The 17,249-nt window shown below is 63.8% G+C and carries 18 protein-coding genes and 1 tRNA gene; 8 read left to right on the top strand and 11 right to left on the bottom strand.

Features of this window, described 5'->3' with window-relative positions:
- The 6 genes from L995_RS15715 to L995_RS15690 all read left to right on the top strand — a co-directional run bounded on the left by L995_RS15715 (position 1) and on the right by L995_RS15690 (position 5,019).
- Positions 1 to 759: a phosphoadenylyl-sulfate reductase gene (locus L995_RS15715; RefSeq protein ID WP_047472562.1), complete on the top strand. Its 759-nt coding sequence runs from the start codon at positions 1 to 3 to the stop codon at positions 757 to 759.
- A 40-nt stretch (positions 760 to 799) separates the two neighbouring features.
- Positions 800 to 1,732, top strand: a complete 933-nt coding sequence (cysD, locus tag L995_RS15710) for a sulfate adenylyltransferase subunit CysD (RefSeq protein ID WP_016448348.1) — start codon at positions 800 to 802, stop codon at positions 1,730 to 1,732.
- Entirely contained in the window at positions 1,732 to 3,099 is a 1,368-nt protein-coding gene (locus L995_RS15705) for a sulfate adenylyltransferase subunit 1 (protein WP_047472561.1), read from the top strand. The genes cysD and L995_RS15705 overlap by 1 nt, the downstream gene beginning before the upstream one ends.
- A gap of 165 nt (positions 3,100 to 3,264) precedes the next feature.
- Complete coding sequence (gene fdxA, locus L995_RS15700) at positions 3,265 to 3,594, top strand: ferredoxin FdxA (protein WP_012206456.1); 330 nt, start codon at positions 3,265 to 3,267, stop codon at positions 3,592 to 3,594.
- Between the two features lie 13 nt (positions 3,595 to 3,607).
- Positions 3,608 to 4,660: an NAD(P)/FAD-dependent oxidoreductase gene (locus L995_RS15695; protein WP_047472560.1), complete on the top strand. Its 1,053-nt coding sequence runs from the start codon at positions 3,608 to 3,610 to the stop codon at positions 4,658 to 4,660.
- A gap of 86 nt (positions 4,661 to 4,746) precedes the next feature.
- Positions 4,747 to 5,019 carry a hypothetical protein gene (locus L995_RS15690; RefSeq protein ID WP_227468472.1) on the top strand — a complete coding sequence of 91 codons (273 nt, stop codon included), beginning with the start codon at positions 4,747 to 4,749 and terminating at the stop codon, positions 5,017 to 5,019.
- Between the two features lie 48 nt (positions 5,020 to 5,067).
- Here the strand turns inward: L995_RS15690 and asd are convergent, their stop codons facing one another.
- Positions 5,068 to 5,922 carry an archaetidylserine decarboxylase gene (gene asd, locus L995_RS15685; RefSeq protein ID WP_026062786.1) on the bottom strand — a complete coding sequence of 285 codons (855 nt, stop codon included), beginning with the start codon at positions 5,920 to 5,922 and terminating at the stop codon, positions 5,068 to 5,070.
- Between the two features lie 452 nt (positions 5,923 to 6,374).
- Between asd and infA the strand changes: the two genes are divergently transcribed.
- Positions 6,375 to 6,623, top strand: coding sequence for a translation initiation factor IF-1 (infA, locus tag L995_RS15680; protein WP_012206460.1), 249 nt, complete (start codon positions 6,375 to 6,377; stop codon positions 6,621 to 6,623).
- Positions 6,624 to 6,683: 60 nt separating this feature from the next.
- Positions 6,684 to 6,760, top strand: a tRNA-Pro gene (locus L995_RS15675).
- Positions 6,761 to 6,962: 202 nt separating this feature from the next.
- Here L995_RS15675 and L995_RS15670 read toward each other — a convergent pair.
- Genes L995_RS15670 through L995_RS15640 form a run of 10 tightly spaced genes read right to left on the bottom strand, consistent with a single transcriptional unit; the run spans position 6,963 to position 17,233 of the window.
- Positions 6,963 to 7,496, bottom strand: a complete 534-nt coding sequence (locus tag L995_RS15670; RefSeq protein WP_047472559.1) for a DUF2514 family protein — start codon at positions 7,494 to 7,496, stop codon at positions 6,963 to 6,965.
- On the bottom strand, positions 7,486 to 7,704 hold the full coding sequence (locus L995_RS15665; RefSeq protein ID WP_047472558.1) for a hypothetical protein: 219 nt from the start codon (positions 7,702 to 7,704) through the stop codon (positions 7,486 to 7,488). The genes L995_RS15670 and L995_RS15665 overlap by 11 nt, the downstream gene beginning before the upstream one ends.
- Positions 7,701 to 8,111, bottom strand: a complete 411-nt coding sequence (locus L995_RS15660) for a hypothetical protein (RefSeq protein WP_082001564.1) — start codon at positions 8,109 to 8,111, stop codon at positions 7,701 to 7,703. The genes L995_RS15665 and L995_RS15660 overlap by 4 nt, the downstream gene beginning before the upstream one ends.
- Complete coding sequence (locus L995_RS15655) at positions 8,098 to 8,478, bottom strand: hypothetical protein (RefSeq protein ID WP_156136087.1); 381 nt, start codon at positions 8,476 to 8,478, stop codon at positions 8,098 to 8,100. The genes L995_RS15660 and L995_RS15655 overlap by 14 nt, the downstream gene beginning before the upstream one ends.
- Before the next feature lie 6 nt (positions 8,479 to 8,484).
- Positions 8,485 to 8,898, bottom strand: coding sequence for a structural protein P5 (locus L995_RS15650; protein ID WP_047472556.1), 414 nt, complete (start codon positions 8,896 to 8,898; stop codon positions 8,485 to 8,487).
- Positions 8,899 to 8,958: 60 nt separating this feature from the next.
- Positions 8,959 to 9,486 carry a hypothetical protein gene (locus L995_RS15645; protein WP_082001563.1) on the bottom strand — a complete coding sequence of 176 codons (528 nt, stop codon included), beginning with the start codon at positions 9,484 to 9,486 and terminating at the stop codon, positions 8,959 to 8,961.
- Positions 9,487 to 9,496: 10 nt separating this feature from the next.
- Positions 9,497 to 10,201 (bottom strand): hypothetical protein, encoded by a 705-nt coding sequence (locus tag L995_RS32085; RefSeq protein WP_082001562.1) that lies wholly within the window; start codon positions 10,199 to 10,201, stop codon positions 9,497 to 9,499.
- On the bottom strand, positions 10,198 to 11,430 hold the full coding sequence (locus tag L995_RS33195; RefSeq protein WP_156136086.1) for a hypothetical protein: 1,233 nt from the start codon (positions 11,428 to 11,430) through the stop codon (positions 10,198 to 10,200). Before L995_RS33195 ends, L995_RS32085 begins: the two co-directional genes overlap by 4 nt.
- On the bottom strand, positions 11,427 to 12,338 hold the full coding sequence (locus L995_RS32080) for a carbohydrate-binding protein (RefSeq protein ID WP_082001561.1): 912 nt from the start codon (positions 12,336 to 12,338) through the stop codon (positions 11,427 to 11,429). Before L995_RS32080 ends, L995_RS33195 begins: the two co-directional genes overlap by 4 nt.
- Positions 12,335 to 17,233 (bottom strand): tape measure protein, encoded by a 4,899-nt coding sequence (locus L995_RS15640; protein WP_082001560.1) that lies wholly within the window; start codon positions 17,231 to 17,233, stop codon positions 12,335 to 12,337. Before L995_RS15640 ends, L995_RS32080 begins: the two co-directional genes overlap by 4 nt.
- Positions 17,234 to 17,249: the final 16 nt, after the last annotated feature.

Here is a 17,249-nt window from a genome sequence, read left to right as displayed (position 1 = left end):
ATGGGTGCGCAAAGCTTTCTGTCGCGACAGGAATCGGCCAAGGCCACCGAGGTCAACGGCCGTGCCAGCAGCGGCTTTGCCGACAAGCTGGCCGCCACCGAGGCCTTGCTGCGCGAGGCAGCGGCGCTGGGCGCCGAGGCCGTGACGCAGGCCTCCAGCCTGGGCGCCGAGGATGTGGTGATCACCGACATCATCCACCGCCTGGGCCTGGACATCCCCGTCTTCGTGCTGGACACCGGCGCGCTGCACACCGAGACCCTGGCCCTGCTGGAGCGCACCCAGTCGCTGCCCGGCCTGAGCGTCAAGGTCTACCGGCCGCAGCTCGAATCGGTGATCCACTTCATCCGCGACAACGGCCAGGACGCCATGTACCGCAGCATCGAGCTGCGCAAGGCCTGCTGCGGCGTGCGCAAGATGGAGCCGCTGGCGCGTGCGCTGGCCGGCAAGAGCGCCTGGATCACGGGTTTGCGCCGCGAGCAGTCCAATGCCCGCGCCGACGTGCCCGCCGTGGACCGCAGCGAGGTCGAGACCAAGGGCCTGACCAAGTTCAACCCGCTGACCGACTGGACCCAGGGCGATGTCTGGCACTACATCGCCAGCCATGGCGTGGACTACAACCCGCTGCACGACCAGTTCTATCCCAGCATCGGCTGCGCACCCTGCACGCGCGCCGTCAGCCTTGGCGAAGACTTCCGCGCCGGCCGCTGGTGGTGGGAGGATGAAGCGGCCAAGGAATGCGGGCTGCACGCCAAGAAGTGAAACGACAGCGTTTGACACCGATTTGATTGGAAACCAAGAAATGAACGCCCGTGTGGACACCTCCGTGCTGAGCCATCTCAGCAACCGCCACCTCGACGCCCTTGAAGAGGAAACCATCTTCGTGCTGCGCGAAGTGGCCGCCGCCTTCGAGCGCCCCGCCCTGCTGTTTTCGGGCGGCAAGGACTCGCTGGTCATGCTGCGCTGCGCCGAAAAGGCCTTCGGCAAGGGTCGCATCCCCTACCCGCTGCTGATGATCGACACCGGCCACAACTTCCCGGAAGTGACCGATTTCCGCGACCTGCGCGCCAAGGAACTCGGCGCCGAACTCATCGTGCGCAGCGTCGAGGACTCCATGGCACGCGGCACCGTGCGCCTGGCCCATCCGGGCGAAAGCCGCAACGTGCACCAGTCGGTGACGCTGCTGGAGGCCATCGATGAATTCCGCTTCGACGCTCTGATCGGCGGCGCGCGCCGCGACGAGGAAAAGGCCCGCGCCAAGGAACGCATCTTCAGCCACCGCGACAGCTTCGGCCAATGGCAGCCCAAGGCACAGCGCCCCGAACTGTGGACGCTGTTCAACACGCGTCTGGCGCCGGGCGAGCACTTCCGCGTGTTCCCCATCAGCAACTGGACCGAACTCGACGTGTGGCAATACATCGAGCGCGAGCAGATCGCCCTGCCCAGCATCTACTACACGCACAAGCGCGAAGTGGTGGAACGCCGCGGCCTGCTGGTGCCCGTGACCGAACTCACACCGCCGCGCGACGGCGAGGAAGTCGTGGTGCGCGACGTGCGCTTTCGCACCGTGGGCGACATCACCTGCACCTGCCCCGTGGAAAGCGATGCCGCCACGGCGGCCGACATCGTGCTCGAAACCCTGGCCGCCGATGTCAGCGAGCGCGGCGCCACACGCATGGACGACAAGACCAGCGAAGCCTCCATGGAAAAGCGCAAGAAGGACGGATATTTCTGATGACCACCGCAAGCATTGCCGCCGGCGCAGCCGTTGCGGATTCCCCCGCCACCGAGGCCTCCAACGCCTCGGCCCTGCGCTTCATCACCTGCGGCTCCGTCGACGACGGCAAGAGCACGCTGATAGGCCGCCTGCTGGTGGACACGCGTGCCGTGCTCCAGGACCAGCTCGCCGGCGTCACCAAGAGCGGCGAGACCGACCTGGCGCTGCTGACCGACGGCCTGTCGGCCGAGCGCGAGCAGGGCATCACCATCGACGTGGCCTACCGCTACTTCGCCACCGAAAGCCGCAAGTTCATCATCGGCGACGCGCCGGGCCATGAGCAGTACACGCGCAACATGGTCACCGCCGCCAGCAGCGCCGACGCCGCCGTGGTGCTGGTCGATGCCACCAAGCTCGACTGGAAGAACCCGCAGCTCACCCTGCTGCCGCAGACGCGCCGCCACAGCCTGCTGGCCCACCTGCTGCGCGTGCATTCGCTGGTGTTTGCCGTCAACAAGCTCGACGCCGTCGAAGACCCGCAACAGGCCTTCGTCCACATCCGCGGCGCGCTGGAGCGCTTCACGGCCGAGGCCGGCATCGCCTCCGCGGCCACCGTGCCCGTTTCGGCCCTCAAGGGCTTCAATGTGGTCAACGCCGAGCCCGGCTGGGCCGGCTACGACGGTCCCAGCCTGCTGCAACTGCTGGAGCAGTTGCCCAACACGCCGACCGACACCGGCCTGGCGCTGGCCTTCCCCGTGCAGTGGGTGGAGAAATTCTCGTCCTCGGCCGATACCAGCCAGGGCCGCCGCGTGTTCTGGGGCCGCGTGGCCGCAGGCCGCGCACGCGTGGGCGACGCCGTGCAGATCCTGCCCAGCGGCCAGCAGGCCGTGATTGCCCAGGTGCTGGACCATGCCCGCGTTCCCGGCTCCATCGACGCGGGCCTGTCGGCCGGCATCACGCTGGACCGCGAGGTCGATGTCTCGCGCGGCGACTGGATCGTCGCCGCCCCGGTGGCTGCGGCAGCAGTGGCAGACGACGACTTCGATGCCCCCGGGACACAGCCGGCATGGCCCAGCCAGCGCGAGCTGACCGCCACCGTGGCCTGGATGGACGAGCAGCCGCTGGTCCCCGGCCGCACCTACCTGGCGCTGCACGGCCACCGCTGGATCAAGGCCAAGGCCCGCCGCGTGGTGCACCGCCTGAACATCCACACGCTGGCCCAGGAAGAGGCCACCCAGCTGGAGCCCAACGCCATCGGCCGCGTGGAGCTGCTGCTACAGGAAAGCATTCCCGCGGCGCCCTTCGCCCAGGCCCGCCAGCTGGGTGCGCTGATCCTCGTGGACACGGCCAGCCACGCTACCGCAGGCGCTGCACTGCTGGATTGAGCAACTGGACAGTCCCGCTTCGCGAGCCGGCACATGCCGGCTCGTGGGCTTTCAGAAAACCGCAGCAGTCCGCGCCAGAATCTCTTGCATGTGCAGGACCGTGTTCCGAAAAATTCTAGAATCCCGGGTTGATACCGACATTCACACCGCAAATAAAAGACTCCCATGACTCACGTCGTCACCGAAAACTGCATCAAGTGCAAATACACAGATTGTGTGGATGTCTGCCCCGTGGACTGCTTCCGCGAAGGCCCCAACTTCCTCGTGATCGATCCTGACGAGTGCATCGATTGCGCCGTGTGCATTCCCGAATGCCCGGCCAATGCCATCTTTGCCGAGGAAGACGTCCCCGCCGACCAGCTCGCCTTCATCAAGCTCAATGCCGAGCTGTCGCTGGAAAAGGGCTGGAAGAGCATCACCAAGCGCAAGGCCTCGCTGCCCGACGCCGACGACTGGAACGGCAAGCCCGGCAAGCTAGACCAGCTCGAACGCTGAAGCCGCGCAGCCCATGCAAGACACCTCCGGCGCGCAACCGATCCAGACCGATGCCCTCGTCATAGGCGCAGGCCCGGCGGGCCTGTTCCAGGTGTTCCAGCTGGGGCTGCAAGGCATCCGCTGCCATGTCGTCGATGCCCTGCCCCATGTGGGCGGGCAGTGCGCGCAGCTGTACGGCGACAAGCCCATCTACGACATTCCCGGCATTCCGGTGTGCACGGGCCATGAACTGGTCCAGCTGCTGCAGCGGCAGGTCGCGCCCATGGACGCGCAACTGCACCTTTCCCAGCAGGTCGCCCAGCTGCAGCGCATGGACGATGGCCGCTGGCTGGCGCAGACCTCGCAAGGCCTTGAACTGCATGCGCGCAGCGTCTTCATTGCGGCTGGCGTGGGCGCCTTTGTGCCCAAGGCGCTGAAGGTGCCCGGCGTGGAGCTGCTGGCTGCCGGCCAGCTCCACTACCATCCTGCCGATCTGGAAATGGTGCGCGGCCAGACCGCCATCGTCCACGGTGGCGACGAAGAGGCCGTGGCCGCGGCCATTGCCTGCGCCGACAGGGCCCAGACCACTTGCCTGCTCTACCGCCGCGACGCCTTCCAGGCTTCGGCGCCATTGCTGGAGCGCCTGCAGGAGCTGCGCGACAGCGGCGCAATCCGCGTGGTGATCGGCCAGATCACGCAACTGCATGCCGACTCAGGCCTGCTGCGTGCCGTGCAGTGGATGGATGGCGAAGGGCAGGAGCATGAACTGGCGGCGCAGCAACTGGTCGTCTGTCTGGGCATCTCCCCCCGCCTGGGCCCGGTCGCCGAATGGGGCCTGGCCATGGAGCGCAAGCAGCTGCTGGTGAACCCTGCAACCCAGGCCACCGATGCGCCAGGCATCTATGCGATCGGCGACATCGTCAGCTACCCGGGCAAGCACAAGCTGATCCTGTGCGGCTTCCACGAAGCCACCATGGCGGCCTTTGCCGCCGCCGAGTACCTGCAGGGCGAGAAACCGCTGCTGCAGTACACGACGACCAGCGCACGGCTGCACGCCATCCTCGGCGTTTCCCATCCGGACGCCTGAGCTTGGTGGTCGCCGCCCGGCGACCCTACAGTTCGGCGCGGCAGTGCCGATAAGGTGGGCAGCGTCCACTCATGCACATCAAGCCTATGGTTGCCACTCTAGAAGCCCCTCCCAGCACTGCCGTCGCGCCACCGGCCGATCCGCGCAGCTTCACCTTCCAGATGCCGCTGTTCCGCCCGGGCACGCAGGTCACACAGAACGGGAAGGCCGAGAAGGTCAGCCACGTCATACTGCGCCGCCGTGAACTGATGGTCTATCTGGTCGGCCATGAAGACCCCGTCAGGCCAGAGCGGCTGAGCATCGCACCCTCGATGTTCACCACACAGCGGCGCCCTGAAGCCCTGAGCTGGATTCTTTGACAGAAAACCGGGCCTGGGCCCGGTTTTTCATCGACGACCCTTCGAGACTCAGGCCTCGCCGCGCCCGGCCATCTTCTGGCCCAGGCGCACGGGCGCGGCATGTGTCCACTGCGCGTTGAAGCGCAGCCCTGCCGATGCGGGAAACAGCATGACCACGGTGGAGCCCAGCTGGAAGCGCCCCATTTCCTCGCCCTGGCCCAGGACGATGGACTGGTCGTCGTAGCGCCAGTCCTGGATGCGACCGGGCCGCGGCGGATTGACGATGCCGTGCCACACCGTTCCCATGCTGCCCACGATGGTGGCCCCCACCAGCACCAGCACCATGGGACCGTGGTCCGTATCGAAGACGCAGACCACGCGCTCGTTGCGCGCAAACAGGCCCGGCACGCCGCGCGCCGTGACCGGATTGACCGAGAACAGTTCGCCAGGCACATAAATCATCCGACGCAACCGGCCGGCACAGGGCATGTGGATGCGGTGATAGTCGCGCGGGCTCAGGTAAATGGTGGCGAAATGCCCGTTGTCGAACTGCCGCGCCAGCTGCGCATCGCCGCCGACCAGCGCCGTGGCGCTGTAGCTGTGCCCCTTGGCCTGGAAGATCTGCTCGCCCTCGATGGCGCCGATCTGGCTGATGGCGCCATCCACCGGACAAACCCAGTCAGCCGAAGCCAGCGGTCGCACACCGGGCTTGAGCGCCCGCGTGAAGAACTCGTTGAAGCTGGCATAGGCCGCAGGATCGGAATCGGCCGCCTCCGACATGTCCACGCCATAGCGTGCAATGAAGCGACGGATGACTGCCGTGGTCAGGTCACCCGCACGCGCCTGGGCCAGGCGCCCCATGACGGCAGTCAGCGCCTGCTTGGGCAAAAGATACTGGGAGAGAACGGCAAGTCGATCGGACATCGAGGTTTTGCTATAAAAGTAATAGAAGCTGTGGGCGGATTCTAGCCAACCCGCGACCATCGCCCCTCCTCGGCCACCGCGGCCTTCAACCCTGGCCGGACCGCCGCAAAGTCTCGCGCACGTTTTTCGAGGCCATCTCATCACACGCGGATGACAAAAGCCTCGCCGTCCCAGCACGAATCCGACCTGTGTTTTGCGTACGATGGCCGCTTTGAGCACCGCCCGCACGGCGACGAATACAACACTGTAGAATCAGGAAGTTTAGGTGTTGCCGGGCTTCGTCTTTGCGACACCGTTGTGACCTGGTCCTCTGTCCGGTCTGCGCCTTTTGCGCAGAACATCCACAGCCTTTTCAGCCTGACCACGTACCCCATGTTCTGTGGGCCAGGCAAGGTTTTCGTGGTTCCGACAAATGAGTGCCGCAACCGACCCAGACCTAAGAGATTGAACACATGGCCAAAGAAGAACTGATTGAAATGCAAGGCTCCGTCACGGAAGTCCTGCCTGACTCTCGCTTTCGTGTGACGCTGGAAAACGGACACCAGCTGATCGCCTACACCGGCGGCAAGATGCGCAAGCACCATATCCGCATCCTGGCTGGCGACAAGGTATCGCTGGAGATGTCGCCCTACGACCTCACCAAGGGCCGCATCACCTTCCGCCACCTGGCCAACCGTGGCCCCGGCCCTGGATCGCGTTGAACAGAAAATTCGCACATTGCGAAAATACCCATTTTTTTGACGCTACAATAGCGTTTTAGTCGGAGCGTAGCGCAGCCTGGTAGCGCATCTGCTTTGGGAGCAGAGGGTCGCGAGTTCGAATCCCGCCGCTCCGACCAAATGATTCAAGCCCCTAGCTGGAAACAGCTAAGGGCTTTTGTCTACATATCTGCAAGGTGTCTACACTTTGCTGTCTCACGGGCCTACGCTGGCCCTGCATCAAAGGCCTCGACCGGCGCCAGCCGCAACAGCTCCGAGGCCTCTTTCACAGTCCCAGCCAACCGGCCGCGTGCACGCCATCAGCGCGGCCAGCAGCCGCACCTACCGCGCCGCCTCGATCATCGCGCTGCCGGCGTCGTAGGCTCGCTCGCAGGCGCTACCCCGGCCTCGGGCGTCGTCAGCAATGCGCGCCAGCGCTCCCGCTCGCTCGTCAGCGCGGCGCTGCAGCTCGGCGAGCAGATCGAGGGCGCCGGTGTCTGGCGCGCACTGTCCGGCAGCGGCGCGAGCCTGGGCGGCGGCACGGTGGGCGGTGATGTAGTCGGTGAGGTCGCCGCGCAACCGGCCAGCAGCAGCACGGGCAGCATCAGCATCAGCGGCAGAGCGTGCCAGCTCCTGCCGGGCCTGGGTGTCGATGGTGCGTAGGTCCTCACGGTGCTTGTCCTCCAGATTTCGATATCGCTCAGATGCCTGGCGCGCGGCCGTAGCCGACGCCTCGCGCTCGCCGGCCAGCTCGCCCCGAGCCTGAGCCGCATCGCGCTCGGCGCCCAGCCGGGCCATGGTCTGCCAGGCCAGCAGGGCCGCCAAGACCAGGGCGAGCGCCTGCCAGCCGTAGGCCTTCAGCTTGTCAACGACCATGGTCGCCTCCCGCGCAAGCGGCGTACATGCGCACGATGGTCTGGGTGTGGATGCGGCGCTCCACCCCGGATGCCCCGGCGCGCAGCTCGGGCAGTGGCGGACACTCGCGGCGCACCTCGATGACGTGCAGTTCTGGCGGGGCAGGCGCGGGCGTCGGCGCCTCGGCACAGCCGACCAGCAGCAGCGCAAGGATGGGGGCACGTATCATCGCTGACCCTCCCCGATGCGCTCATTCGCGCGCTGGATGGTCGAGTTGATGGCCTTGCGGTCGCGCTCGATGGCCGCCGCTGGCAGGCCTGCAGCCTTGGCCGCCTTGCCCGCAATCGCCGCCGCGCCCTGGGCTGTCTCTGCCGCTGCTGCCGCCGTGTCTGCCGCCTGGGCTGTATCGGCTGCCGCGCGCTGCAGCGTCCCAGACACGGCCTGCAGTGCAGTGCGATGCGCCTCCTGCAGCCGGCCGATCTCATCAACGTGCGCCTGCCGGGCCTCCACCAGCAGCGTGCGCATGTTCTCGGTGCCGAGCCAGTAGCCCAGGCCGGCGCCACTGCCGAGCAGCGTGGCCAGCAGCAGCAGGCCGGCGGCCAGGTCGCGCGCCTTGTGCAAATCAGCTTTTTGCATGGACTTGCTCCGTGAGTTGGCGGACCCGGTTTTCCAGGCCTGCAATTTCCTCGGTGGCCTGCTGCAGCTGCCGCTGCATCCCTTCGAGCTGGCCCTGCAGCTTGCCCATCATCGTGATGGCCTCGTTGCGCTCACGGGCGAAGTCGTCGGCGCGCTTGTCGGCCAGGGCGCGTGCGGCCCGCTCTGCCTCCAGCAGCTCCTTGTAGACGTTGATGGCCGAAACCCGGCCGGCGTCGTCTGCCCGGTCTGCAGCGCCGCGGCTCAGGTACTGCCGCAGGAAGATGAAGCCGCCGCTGATCGCCGCGAGGGCGGCAGTGAGCGCGCCCAATGGGCCACCCGGCAGGCTGTTGAGATCTGGTGCATCCATGCGCGGTTACTCCAGCGCCAGGCGCACAGCCTCAGCAATCAGGGCAGCCGGGTATGGCTGCTGGCCGTTTTCGTGCTGGACGATGGCAGGCAGGACGCGCTGCAGCGTTTCGGGCTGCTGCAGGTCGATCTGGTCACCGACGCCGACGCCCAGCGCCTTTGCCACTTGGCGCGCGTAGGCGCCGGTATCGTTCTCGACGGGGGGCGCCCAGCGGCCAATGATCGCTGCAGGCGTGCGCAGGCCGTGCTTGCGCTGATAGCTCAGAAGCACCTTGGCCAGGGCGCGAAGGCCCCAGACCGGCGCCGAGAACACCACGAAGCGCGCGTCGCTGGATTGGTCGGCCGCCATGCCCTGCCACTTCTCTGCAGTGCGGTCGATGTTGCCGGGGTTGTTGTTACGGATACCGCGTGGGGTGCTCATGAGGTTCCTTTCGGGCATGAAAAAACCCGCCGAAGCGGGTTGGTGTTGGGTGATCTCGGCCTACAGGGCCTCGGCGTAATCGAACAGGGTTGGCAGATCGGCCGTGATGTTGAGCGCAGCGGCAAGCAGCAGCACAGTCGGGCTGTCGTTCTCAATCGTTGCTGCGCCCTGCCAATCGACCAGCGTTCGATAGCGCGCGTGCTCGTCCTCAATGGAGTTGATCGCCGCCAGGATGGCCTCCTCACGGATGCTCTTGAGGTCGTACAGGGCGAGCAGCGCCTGGCGCTTGGTGACGCGCACGCGCGCTGCATCCCGTGCCTCCTGCTCGGCTTTGGCCTTTGCGGCGGCCACGGCCTGCAGCTCCTCTGCCGACAGCGGCACAACAGACCACTGCTGCCGCCACACGCCGTCGATTTCCACGGGCTCGATCTCGACGGGCTTGTGCGTGTCCGCGTTGTGCTCAGGCGGCTCCGAGCGCTCAACGAGCGCATAGCGCATCAAATTGTGCGCCATCATTGTCAGCGGGTGCCTTTCCTGTATCTGTGAGATATTCAACGGATAATCGCCTGTTTCTTTGTCAATATACATATTATCCCCTTTAAATCACATTTCCGATCCGCGTCCCTGCGACAAGCCAGGTAACAAATGAATTGCCATCAACGTAATATCCTGCAGGCCCTCCAGTGCCAGGAGTGGTATAGGACGGGGAACCCGGCTCAGACGTTCCACTTGTTGATCCGGATGACCCAGATTGACCAGCTAATCCAATTGCGCCACCATCGCCACCTCTTCCGCCAGAAGCAGAATTTACCCCAGGTATCGAGTCATTTGACCCCTGATTACCGACGCCTCCGGTTTGCCGGTACTGGTAAACCGACGACACGAGGACATATCCACCACCAACACCGCCACCGCCGCCACGACCTATGCTGCACGAGGAATAAGCGCATATCGTTGCATCACCGCCATCACCGCCGCCGCCACCACCACCGAATATGGTGCCGTTATTCGTGACCGTGATCTTGCGGCGCGTGTATATGCCCGTACCTCCACGGGAGTTTCGACTACCGCCGTATCCCCCAATTCTTCCATTATTTATGATAATGACAGATTCGTCCGGGAAATCATTAGGAATCACTAGAGCGCCGACATCTCCACCGGAGAGGACGTTAATTGTTATTTTCCCGTAGCCTAGCCATCCCTGAGCCCTAGCAAGTGCTAGAAGATCGGGATTAATGCTTAACCCTGAAAAGTTAAGTATTACACCTTGCCCACCAGAAGCCATTATCCAGCGCGCTGTCATGGGTTGTGCACTCCTGCAATAAATCCGTCTATGTACGAACCTTCGGTGTTGAAGAAGGTCATCGTAAGTGTTTGTCCAGATGCGTATGTTGGAAATCCGGCGCCTGCAGGAAACCTGAAATTAGTGTTGAAACTTATGGGCCACGCCCCTCCCGAGAATTTCAAACGCAGTGTTATCTGATCACCCAGACCACGAAGAGCTCCCGTAAAGTACGTGTTGTACTGCACTGTCAGCTGATGAATTGAGCCCTTTGATGGGTCAAGGTAGTAAACCTTCGCATCACCTGGTCCAACTCCGGTGTTTGTTGCATAGACTTTTTCACGAAAATCAAGATCCGAAACGGCTCTTGCCCACGGATGCCACACACCGTCAACTTGGTATCTACGGAATTGTGTGCCCTGAGCAAGAGACCCCGACGCCATGGCGAACGTCGCAGTCTGCACAGTACGGACTCCACCTCGATCCCACGTCTCCACTACCCACCCATGCACGGTCAAGCTACCTTGCATAGGCCAATCAGTGCCGCCCCCAGTCGTGGACTCAAAGAAGCCAACGGTTCCTGGCGGGGATGCAGACATGGGCGTCGCAGTGCTGTAATAAGCCGCCGCGCGAGGCATCACCTCATTTGCCCGAGGCACCTGGTTGCCGGTCGCCCCGGCCGGCACGCTCAGGTGTCCTTGCAGCACCCCTCCTGTGATTGGGAGGTATGCGCCGGTAAATTCGCCCCATGCCAACTGCCACATCGCACCATCCCACCACCAGCCTCGCTTGTTGATCGAGGCATTCGTGCCCGTGTTGGTGTAAAGCGCGCCGGCCTGCAGCGGATTGCCCATGTTGTCGGTCGTCGGGTGCGAGGTGACAGCCTTGGACCCCAGGTACATGACCTGCATTGCCGCGAGACTGTCCGTGGCCGTGCCCGCAGCCGAGGAAGCAGTGCTCGCACTGCCGGCTGCCGCAGTCGCAGAATTGCCGGCTTGGTTGCGATAGCCAAGCGCGGCGTCTGCTTGTGTCGTCGCAGTCAGTGCTGCAGCCTGGGCTATCGCAGTCCGCTCAAAAGCGGCAGTGGCATTGCCGAAGACGTTGGATGCCAGAGCATTGGCCTGGGGGACAAACCCAACCTGGGCAGCAACCATCGCAAACGCTTTGGCATCGAACTCGGTCGGGGTGTCGGTTGGCAACGGCGCTGGCGGCAGCGCCGAGATGGTCGGTGGTGCAATGATGTCGGTCATGTCAGGCCCTCAAGATCCACTTCAAATGTGGAGTAGTCGTAGTAATCAATTCCGAAGTCGTAGTTCTTGTAGAAACCATAAACTGTTGTGGATTCATACCTTTCGGATCCAATCCAAAGACAAGCTTTTGCTCGCACTTCTGCCATAAATGCATTAAGCGCATCTACCTCACCTGATGCGACGCAAAGCTGCAGTGTTGCCCTTTTCGCAAACGCACGCTCGACAATTACAGTGTCTCCGAACTCTGTTCGCTCTTTACGCGAATAGTCTTGGATGCCAACCCGCGCGCCGGCCTTTACCCAAAGACCAAATTCCCGAACCACACCAAGAAGAATCACGCCAACCGCCAATTGCGAAGTGCCGGTAACTTCAATCAGGATTTCTCCAGTTGGATACGAAGGCAAATCCGTGATCAGAGCCTGCGTAGGCGCGCGCTTTTCCCCGAAATACCAGGTCCACCAAGACGATGCCACAGGGTAGCGCGCCAACCTGATAACACGCTGTGTCACCTGAGTTCCGCCAGCGTCAAATACAGTGACCTTGATTTCCACGCCAGCACGGATATTTAAAACCCCGATAGCTGGAATGGATTGACCAGGGCGAATTCTGTATGTGATCTTGTTGGCCTGAACAGTTTGGGAAGAGTTGGACTCATCGAAGACTTTCCAGCGATTTGTAGGCCCAACCTCTTTCCACTTCGGCGTGGCGGACGGCGTTGCTGGGTTGTTCCCGACATTGCCGTCCGACGCGCTTTCGTAGACCTTGTGCTGAGCAGCCAGGATCACCCGGGCGCCGATTGCATAGGTTGTGCCAGAGGACCACTCGGGATAGTCGTTCTCTGGCACGTCCGTGCTCACCAGCATCGCAGAGGTGACCTGCAGTGGATTAACCACACGCAGTTGGTTCATGCGTTTTGCTCCTGTCGTTCATGAGGGAGTCCATCGCCGTCCCAGCTCTGGATAATCTTTGCGGTTTGCCGTTGCAGGCTCAAGGTCGCGGAGGCCTGGGCGCGCTGGTCCTCACGCAGTTGCGCGAGTTCGGCACGCATTGCGCGGAACTCCAGACCCAGGTCCCCTCCCAATGAGCCACCAGCCCAAGGGTTGAACGCCGCAGGCACGATGGCTTCGTTCTTGTGGACCATGGCCAGCATGTCCTGCGGCACGCGGTTCGTCCCCACGTCAAAACGCGGGATGCCGTTGCGGTCCAGGGCGGCCAGCACATCCGACTCGCTGAAGCCATACAAGTACGCGAGGTCCCTGGCGGTCCCACCAGCGGCTCGGAAGTCTTCTGCCAGACCCGTGAAATCGCCAGTACCCCGGTACTTTTCGAACGTCGGCGCGAGGCTGTCGAGACGCTTCTCGTAGTCAGGAGCGGCGTAGTCGTAGATGACCGCGCCGCCGCCCAAGATCGCCGTGGGCGTCTTGTACTTGCCGCTGTTCGCCGGCTGGAATCCGCCACCACCACCGCCGCCCCAGTCTGGCGTTGGCGTCTTGCCCGGCCCAGAGCCGCCGCCCGATGCGGGAGGTTTTTCCGGGAAAAGCAGCGCCTCCAGCGCCTTGATCGCTGCTTCCACGCTGAGCGTCGCATCGATCTGCGCCTTGTTGCCGTCGAGCAGATCCCGCCAGTAGCCCAGCGTCTTGTCCAGCTTCTGGAGTTGCTCTTGCGAGTTCTTCAGCTGCCTTTCCTCGACGCTGAGTTGCAGGTCTCCGAAGCCGGCGATCTGCTTGAGCTGGTTGGCCAGCACCAGGGCATCACGGTCGCGTTCAAACTGCGATGCGTAACGACCCGATGTGATGCCGCCGCGCGCCGCGCTGATCGCGTCCGTGAGCCCGTCGTAGCTAGACAGCTTGGCGCCACCGCGCAGGCCCGCAATGGCCCGCTCGATGTACAGCATTCCCTGCACCGCTTGCATCTGGCCCGCAGACTCGATGCTGCCGAACAGCTCCTTGGCCGCCTGCTTCAGAGGCGTCAGGATGCCCGTGATCGCCTGCACGGCCTCCTGAGCGTTGGACGCCACGGCTTGCCAGTACTGCTGCTCTCGGGCAATGGCCGCTTCGAAGTTGGCCATGGCCAAGTCCTTGGCCTTCTGCTGCGCCTCTTCCAGCGCGCGCGCGGCCTCCTCCGCAGCGGTCTTCGCGGCATCAGCGGCCACCTCGGCCGACTTCTGCGCCGCGTCGGCCGCCACGCCGAACAGCTGCGCCAGGGCCAGCAGCTTTGCCGCCAGTTCGTTGTTGCCAGAGGCCAGCGCATCCTCGATCAGCTTGCGGAAGGCCTTCTTCGCAGCCTCGCCGCCTGCAGGATCGATGTCGATGCCCAGCTTTTTGAGCTGGTCACGCACTTGTCGCTGCAAGATCTCGGCCCTCTCCTGCTCGCTGTAGAAGCTGGCATAGAAGGCGTTGACGTTGTTGGCCAGCGCCTCGATGCCGTTGGAGAACTTGAGTAGCTCGGTCTGGGCCTTCGCCGTCAGGTTCGCGAACCCGATCACCGTGTCCGCCCAGCCCTTGAATGCAGCATCGATGACAGCAATGCGCTGGATCGCGGCGTTCAGCCCCTCCAGCGTCACGTCGTCGCCCAGGGCGTCCAGCTCCTCCTTCATCCAGCCGGGAATGTCGCCCTTCTTGATCTCCGTGACAAGCGCGCCACCCATCTCGGCAACGAACTTGGCCCAGGCCTTCTGGGGGTCGGTGTCCATCTCCCGATCCTTGAACCGGGACAGGATCTCGCCCGTGGCCTTGTCGATGATCTGGAAGAAGCCCATCGCGCCTTCGTCGCCGTGCTTCGGGTTGACGCTGAATCCGGCCGCGATGTCGATGTCCTTCACCGTGGCGCCGCCGATCTTGGCCAGTTGCTTGTACAGGTCCAGCATCCCTTTCAGGGTGGTGTCCAGCTGCTTGTCGATCTCGGCGTTGCCACGCGAGGTGAAGTCGCCCAGGGTGTTGCCCCAGGCATCGACGCCCAGCGCCTGGCGCGCGGCCTCGGCACGGTCCTGCGTCGCCGTGGAGGCCACGCCGCCCGAGTGGTTGGGGCCACGGCTGCCGAACCAGTCGCCGGACAGGATCTTGAGCACGGCCAGGCCGGCGCCCAGGTATGGCAACGCACCGCCCAGCATGCCCAGCGCCGACGAGCCGCCGGCCAGGATGCCGGCCGCGCCCGCGCCGCCCAGGCTGGAGCCAGTCAGCGTGGCCATGATGCCGGCGCCGATGGAACTGCCAACCGTGGTCAGCGACATGCCGCCGAACAGCAGGTTGCTGACCAGCCCCGAGGCACCACTGCCCAGAAGGCTCGTCGCGGCCGCGCCGCCGGCACCGCCGCCGCCGATGAGCCCGCCCACCACGGCCTGGACGACCGGCTGCAGCACCAGCGTGGCAAACAGCCGCTTCAGGTACTGCGCTGCATCTTCCCCGCCGCGCATGATGTAGTCGGACAGCGTGTCGCTGATCAGCTGGCTGGTCTTGTCCCACTCGGTCACGTAGACCTTGCGCTGGGCCAGCGACACGCGCAGGGCGTAGCGCTCTTCCACCTTGATGCGCTGCTCCTGGCGCACGGTCTCGTTGATGTCGAGGTTGCTGTCGATGGCGTTCAGGGCATTGCGACGCTCGATCTCTGCGTCCAGCATGGCCACGGCCAGTTCGCGCGCGGCCGTGGTGCGGCCGATCATGGATTCCTCCACGCCCATGCGCTCCAGCTGGTCCCGCAGGGCCTGGTCGGCCTTGTCGCTGGCCACGCGCACCGACTCGACGGCCTTGGACTGGCGCACGTATTCGTCGGCGAGCTGCTGGGCCGCCTCGGACTGCTGCTGGTACATGGCCACTTCGCGCTTGGCCTGGTCTTTCTGCTTTTCCTGCTGCTTCCAAATCTCGATGCGCGCGCGAAGGGTGGCTTCATCCGCAGCGGTCAGCTTGAGCTTCCCGCTCCGCAGGTCCTCGTTCAGCTTGATCTCTGCCTTCTGGGCCTCGTTGATTCGACCGGAGAAATTGACCTCCTGCTGGTTGAGGGCGATCTTTTCCTCGATGGAGGCTTTGAGTCCCATGTACGCGGTTTGCTCGTGCTTCCCCGCTGCAGCATTCGCCTTCGCCTGCTTCGCGGCCTCCTTGCCAGCCTCAGTGCCTTCGTAGCGCTTTTTATTGGCCTGATTTACCGCCTCGGCGTACTCCTTTTCGGTAATGACGCCTGTCTTCAGGGCGTCCTGGTAGGTCTTCAGGTCGGCCAGAAACTGCTTCGTAATGCCGTTTTGCCGAGAGGTGATCTGGGCCAGGCGATGCGCCGCATCCTCGCGGTCCTTCTCCAGTTTCTGGTAGCCGCTGTATGCCGAACCGTCGTTATAGGGATCGCCGTTTCCGCCAGCTGCGGATGCGCTGCCAGCCTGTTTCAGCACGGCCATTCGGCCGATTGCAGCATTCAACTGGCCAACCAGCGCCTGAGCATCAGCCGTCGCGGACTTCAAATAGATGTTGTCCGGGTTGGCCTCCAGCCGTGTCCTCAGGTTGCTCAACTCGGATTGAGTGACGGCCAGCTCTTCGTTGAGCCTTTGCTCGGTGTTGAAGGCCGTGAAGAAAAAGTCCGACAGGCTGTTGGCTGACGCCATCGCCTTTACCTGTCCATCCAGCGAGTCCAGGTTCGTTGAGAAGCGCGAGAAAATGCCGGCAACGCCAGAAGATGCACCGGCCAGCTGGTCAACCGTGCCAACCAGGTTCATCACGCTGTTGCCGACCCTGGTCAGTGACTGCTCAATGGTCACGCTCATCTGATCGAACTCGGTCTTCACCTGTTCGGAAGACTTCTGCAGCGCGCCCAGCACCTTCTCGGCCGTCAACTCCCCCTCGCCGCCGAGACGGCGCAATTCGCCAATGCTCACGCCCAAACCTTGCGCGATGGCCTGGGCCAATCGGGGCGTTTGCTCCATCACCGAATTCAGTTCTTCGCCACGCAGCGCGCCGGCAGCGAAGCCCTGAGACAGCTGCACCAGGGCAGCCTGTGCAGACGCAGCTGAACCGCCCGAGATCGTCACCGCCTGGCTGATGGTCTCCGTGACCTTGAGCATGTCACGCTGAGAGACTCCAAGCTCCTTGGTGGCACGCGACATCTGCGCGAACGTGTCTACCAAATCGGTGTAGCGAATGCGCGTGCTTTGGGCGACCGAGAACAACTGCGCCTGCACCGTCACGAGTTCTTGGGAACTGGAGGTCACCAGCTTCAACCGCGAATTCACATTGGTCATCGCGTCGGCCATCGTGGCGAACTGCTTCACCACGGTAAGCGAGGCCACAGCGACCATTGCAGTGCGCAGCAGACCGAAGGCCTCGGACGCACCCGCCGCACCTTCCTTACTCGTCGCAAAGGCCTGTTGCGCAGCAGCGCTGTATCCCTTTGCCTGCTCGCTGGCGGCTTGGAAAGCCCGCCCCATCTCCTGAGCAGACTTGGCGGCGTCCGCCTGCGCCTTGGCGCCGGCCTGAGCGGCATTCGCTGCTGCCGTCATGGCTGAGGCCAGTTGAGCCACAGATTGGCTGGCGCTGGCCGCCTGGGCCAGCATTTCGCGCAGTGAGAGCTGGGCGGACTTCGTGCTGCCGCCCAGGCCTTGCACGCTTGCAGCCGCTGCCGATGCAGAAGACGACACGGCCCCCAGTCCCTTGGCCGAACCATCACCCAGTGTCTTGAGCGAATTGCCCGTCTTCGATGCCGCACCCTCAACGCTGCTCAGAGACTTCTCAGCGCGCGCGCCCTGTGTGGTGAGGTTCTCGAGTGATTTGGCCGCGCCGTCCACGCCGCTGGCGTCCACACGCAATCCGAGTGCTGCGACTTCCATATTCAACCCCAACAAA

The organism is Delftia sp. ZNC0008, assembly GCF_000799035.1.
Lineage (GTDB): Bacteria > Pseudomonadota > Gammaproteobacteria > Burkholderiales > Burkholderiaceae_C > Comamonas > Comamonas tsuruhatensis.
Note: the sequence above shows the minus strand (reverse complement) of the source record. Positions and strands in the feature narration are given on the sequence as shown.